This is a genomic window from Desulfosarcina sp., from assembly GCF_046496365.1.
GTDB lineage: Bacteria > Desulfobacterota > Desulfobacteria > Desulfobacterales > Desulfosarcinaceae > Desulfosarcina.
Window position 1 is genome coordinate 1 of record NZ_JAWOHB010000044.1, and the last position, 5,094, is coordinate 5,094.

Consider the following 5,094-nt stretch of genomic DNA (forward strand, 5'->3'; position numbering starts at 1 on the left):
TTCTCATGTGGGTTTCCGACAACAGCGGACCGGCGAATTCCACCATGACCCTTTCCTACGATTTCCGCAAATTGACCAAAGCTGGCTGTTTCCAGCGCCTGGCCTACTGCCGGCTGCAGACCACCTGGGTGGAGATTCTGGGGCCGGGAGTGGCCAGGGTGGCTCCTTACCCGGCCTACTATGGCCAGTTCATCGAAGATATGTGCCCCCGGTTCGATGCGCCCGACACCCTCGAACCCATGCAGGAATCCTTGGGGCACCTTTTCGACGGGGAGGATGATCCGGTCATATACATGGCCCCTCCGGGACCGGTGGTGCGCCCCATCGTTCGCCAACAGAGCTTTGAAACCACACTGGCCCACGCCAACCTGGTGGGAAACATTTACTACGCCAACTACTACGAATGGCAGGGCCAGATCCGGGATCGTTTTTTCTATGAACTGATCCCCGAATGTTTCCATGGAGTCGGGGAAATGGGCGAGCTGCTGGCCCTGGAAAGCCGTGTCGACCACCTGCGCGAGGGCATGCCCTTTGACCGGATCGTACTCACCCTGGCGATCAAGGCACTGCAAAGGTGCAGGGTGACTTTCCACCTGGATTACTTTCGCCTTGAGCCGGACGGCTCGCGGTTGAAAATTGCCACCGGTATGCACCGGGCGGTGTGGACCCTGCGCGACGAACAGGCGCGGCCGGTGGCGGCGCCCTTTCCCGACAAAGTCCGTGCGGTGTTTGATGACGCAATCGGCCAAACGGGGTGAGCCGCCATGCCGGGCTATAAAAAAAGCGATACGATCTTAAACCGGGTCACGTCAACCAGTCCTTTATCGGTGAGTTTCAGTTCCGGGATAACCGGCAGAGCCAGAAAACCAAGGGTCATGAAGGGATCGGGGAGTGCAGCCCCCAGTTTTCCGGCTGCTGTGATCATCGCGGCCATTTGCCGTCTGACAGTCTCCATCGGCTGGTCGGACATCAGTCCGCCTACGGGAAGGGGCAGGCTGGCCAGGATCCTGCCGTCGCTGGCCGCGGACAGGCCGCCGCCCATCTTTACAACGGCCGCTGCCGCTACCTGCATGTCTGTATCGGTGACGCCGGCCACGATGATGTTGTGGGAGTCGTGGGCTACGCTGGAAGCAATGGCGCCGTGCTTCAACCCCAATCCCGTCACGAACCCCTTGCCGGTGCGCGCCTGCCCCGTATAGCGCTCCACCACGGCCATTTTGATCAGATCTCTGGCCACATCGACGACGGCCAACCCGTCTTTTTCAGACACGTCCATGATTTCGCAGCGGGTGACCACCTGATCGGCAATGGCTCCGATGACCCGCATACGTCTGCCGCTGGCGGGTATCGAAAAATCCAGACCGTGTGGGTCCAGACGCATGGAAGGCGGCACGGCTGCCGGGTCCGGGCGCTGGACGGTCGGCAGCATACTGCCGTTTTCGGCCACCGGCCGTCCCATGTAGAACACCTGTTCGGCTTGGATGTCCGCTAAGTTGGAAAAGACCACCAGGTTGGCTTTGCGCCCCGGGGCGATCGCCCCGGCATCCCTGATGCCGAAGTAGTCGGCGGGGTTGATGGTGCCCATGCGGATGGCCGTCAACGGGTCCAGCCCCCGGGCCACGGCCTTGCGAATCACCGCGTCCACATGGCCGTCGGAGAGGATGTCGTGGGGATGACGATCGTCGGTGCACCACATCATCCGGCGCCAGGTATCCCGGTTGATGACCGGAAACAGGGCGTCCAGGTTGCGGGCGCAGGTGCCTTCGCGCACCATGATGTGGATGCCCAGCTCCAGCTTTTCAAACGCCTCTTCCGCCCGGGTGCATTCATGATCCGAAGCGATGCCGGCGGAGGTGTAGGCAAAAAGCCGGCGGCCGGATAGTCCCGGTGCATGCCCGTCCATGGTGCGTCGGTGGGTGCGGGCCATGGTCAGTTTGGCCATCACCGCGGCATCGGTGTAGATCACGCCGGGATAATTCATCATTTCGGCCAGCGCCACCACGCGCGGATGGTTGATGAAGGCTTCAAGGTCTCCGGCGGTCAGCCGGGCGCCGGCGGTTTCCATCTCCGTTGCCGGGACGCAGGATGGCAGGGCCAAGAGACAGTCCATGGGCTGCCCCTGGGTCGATCGGAGCATGTAGTCGATGCCCGCCGTACCCAGCACATTGGCGATTTCGTGGGGATCGGCCACCACTGTGGTGGTGCCGTGCGGTGCCACGGCGCGGGCAAATTCGCTTACGCAGACCATGGCGCTTTCGATGTGGACGTGCGAATCGATGAATCCGGGGGACACATACCGGCCCTTCAGATCCATCGTCTCGCCAGCGTCGTATCGGCCGAATCCTGCGACATAGCCGTCTTTGACGGCGATACACCCCTCAATGACGCGGCCGGAGAAGACATTGACGATCCTGGCGTTGGTCAGCAGCAGGTCCATCGGGGCATCACCCCGGGATGCGGTGATGATGGGGGCCAGATCCATATGCATTCCTTTGCATTTTTGTCAGAGGCGCGATCGGATATCGCGGGCGATGGCATTGACCCGGTCCATGACTTCGTCGACGTCGATCGTCAGCAGCCGACGGTTCGCGACCACCTGTCTGCCTGCCACCAGCACGTGGCGTACGTCGGCGCCGTCGGCCGCATAAACCAGGTGAGAATTGGGGTGGTACAGGGGCGTCAGGTGGGGGGTATGGGCGTCGATAACGATGATGTCCGCCTGTTTGCCGGTTTCCAGCGATCCGATCAGATCCGCCAAACCGATGGCCCGGGCACCGTCCAGTGTGGCCATTTTCAGCACACTGGCTGCATTCAGCGCTGTGGGGTCGCCGGTGGCCACCTTGTGCAGTTTGGCGGCCGTGCCCATTTCCCCGAACAGGTCCAGATTGTTGTTGCTGGCGCAGCTGTCAGTTCCCAATGACACGATTATTCCCGCTGCCCGCATCGCGGTCAGCGGTGCGATGCCCGAGGCCAGCTTCATGTTGCTTTCCGGGCAATGGGCTACGGTACAGCCTCGCTTGGCCATGGTGGCCATATCCGCGGCGTCGATCCAGACACAATGGGCCATCAGGGTCCGGCGATCGAGAATACCCAGGCGGTCCAGGCGTGCGACCGGGCTCAGGCCACTTTCCTGGATGGATTGATCCCGTTCGAAGCGGGTCTCGGCGACATGAATCTGGAAGATCAGGTCCAGTTCGTCGGCAGCCGCCTTGGCGGCAGTCAGGGTGCCGTCCCTGCAGGTGTAAGGTGAATGGCAGAAGATGGACGGTGTGACCAGGTGGCTGCGATGCTTCCACCGCCGGGCATAATTTCTGGCGTGGGCAACGTTTTGCGCCGGAACCGGAACCCCGGGTGCCGGGAAATCGATGACCCCCTGGGCCAGTACGGCCCGCAGGCCGGCTTCAACGACGGCCCGGGCCACTGCGTCTTCGAAGAAATAGCCGCCGCAGCAGCAGGTGGTGCCGGACAACAGCATCTCCGCGCAGGCGAGCAGTGTGCCCCAGTGCACCGTTTCGGGCTTGATGAAACGGGACTCAGCCGGGAAGATATGCTGGTTGAGCCAGGCCATCAGGGGCAGATCATCGGCCAGTCCCCGGAACAGGGACATGGGCAGGTGGGTGTGGGTGTTGACCAGCCCGGGCATGACGATGCCGCCGGCCGCGTCGATGGTCAGATGTGCCGACGGCGGCGGCATATCCGGCGGCCCCGATTCAATCGCCCGGATCATGCCCCGGCGGATGCCGATCCATCCCGATTCGATAATCCGCGACCGGTCGTCAACGGTGACCAGGGTGCCATTATGAATGACCGCATCAAAATCCATGTCAGCGGTCCCGAATCGCTTTGGCGATCTGGCGTGCGTCGGCCATGATTTTTTCAAGATCCATGTGCAGGAGCCGCCGGTCTTTCATCAATACCCTGCCGTTTACCACGGTGGCGCACACATCGCTGCCGCCGACGGCGTATACCAGGTGGGACGCCGGGTTGTACATGGGGGTCAGGTGCGGTTTGCGGGTGTCGATGACGATGATGTCGGCCTTTTTGCCGGTTTCGATGCTGCCGGTGACCTGATCCAGTCCCAGCGCGCGAGCGCCGTCAATGGTGGCCATGCGCAGCACGGTGGTGGTGTCCATTACCGTGGGATCCAGACGACTGGCCTTGTGCAGCTTGGCGGCCATGTCCATCTCGGTGAAAAGATCCAGGTTGTTGTTGCTGGAGCAGCCGTCGGTACCCAGGCCGATGCACACCCCGCGTTGCACCAGGTCGGCCACCGGAGCGACTCCGGAGGCCAGCTTCATGTTGCTTTGGAGCAGTTCGGGGCCTTTGTATACGGCCAGCGCCACAACGGCTGCGGCCAGCAGCAGCGACAGGATGAACTTGGTGGGGTGGGCTAAAAGGGGCTTTTCCATCCGGTAGACATCACCCCGCGTTGTGAAATTTGCCGAGATAAAGCAGCCAGGGAAAGGTCGCGGCGACAAAGCGTCGCTCAATGGCCACGAACTCCGCAAGCAGGCTTTCAAACTCCCGACGGCGCCAGAAATTGAGGTGATCCGGAGTTCGGCCGCCGCGATCCCAGTATTTTCCCCTGGCGAGATTGCCCCAGTGAAAGAACGGCTCATGGGGCACGGATACGATGAGATGGCCGCCGGGTTTAACCACCCGGCGGAGCTCCTGCAGCGCGCGCCGGGCGTCGGGGAGATGCTCCAGCACCTCCGCCGCCAGGAGGTAGTCGAAGGTGCCGACCGCAAAGTCCAGCTGGTGAACATCACCGGTTTGGTAATCGCAAAAGGGATAGCGGGCGCGGGCAAAGGCGATCCGGTCGCCATCCAGGTCGACGGCGGTCATCCGCCCCAAAAGGCCGCGCCGCTGGAGATCTCCCAGCATGTGCCCCTCGCCGCAGCCCACATCTAGCCCGTAAAGCCCGGCCGCCGCGCTCTTCGAGCAGATCGCGGCGACCCGGTTTAAAAACCGCTGCAGGCAGACCCGGATAACGGGGTTTCCGGAAATGTAGGTTTTGTGAGTGACGCGGGTTGGGTCGCGGGCTACCAGGTAATTTTGCATGGTGTGGGGCCTCGGGGTGAGTGGGCTCGCGTC

Annotated in this window: 5 protein-coding genes; 1 reads left to right on the plus strand and 4 read right to left on the minus strand. The window is 62.3% G+C overall.

The annotated features are described in order from the left end of the window. A partial coding sequence (locus R6V78_RS03060; RefSeq protein ID WP_410287855.1) for an acyl-CoA thioesterase occupies window positions 1-758 on the plus strand: 758 nt, incomplete at its 5' end. 14 nt (window positions 759-772) lie between these two features. Here R6V78_RS03060 and ade read toward each other — a convergent pair. From ade to R6V78_RS03080, 4 genes are all read right to left on the minus strand, one after another. After that, on the minus strand, window positions 773-2,482 hold the full coding sequence (ade, locus tag R6V78_RS03065; protein ID WP_410287856.1) for an adenine deaminase: 1,710 nt from the start codon (window positions 2,480-2,482) through the stop codon (window positions 773-775). A gap of 21 nt (window positions 2,483-2,503) precedes the next feature. Continuing rightward, on the minus strand, window positions 2,504-3,823 hold the full coding sequence (locus R6V78_RS03070) for an amidohydrolase (protein ID WP_410287857.1): 1,320 nt from the start codon (window positions 3,821-3,823) through the stop codon (window positions 2,504-2,506). 1 nt (window position 3,824) lies between these two features. Then, window positions 3,825-4,409, minus strand: a complete 585-nt coding sequence (locus tag R6V78_RS03075) for an amidohydrolase family protein (RefSeq protein WP_410287858.1) — start codon at window positions 4,407-4,409, stop codon at window positions 3,825-3,827. Window positions 4,410-4,419: 10 nt separating this feature from the next. Further along, on the minus strand, window positions 4,420-5,094 hold a 675-nt coding region (locus R6V78_RS03080; RefSeq protein WP_410287859.1), incomplete at its 5' end, for a class I SAM-dependent methyltransferase.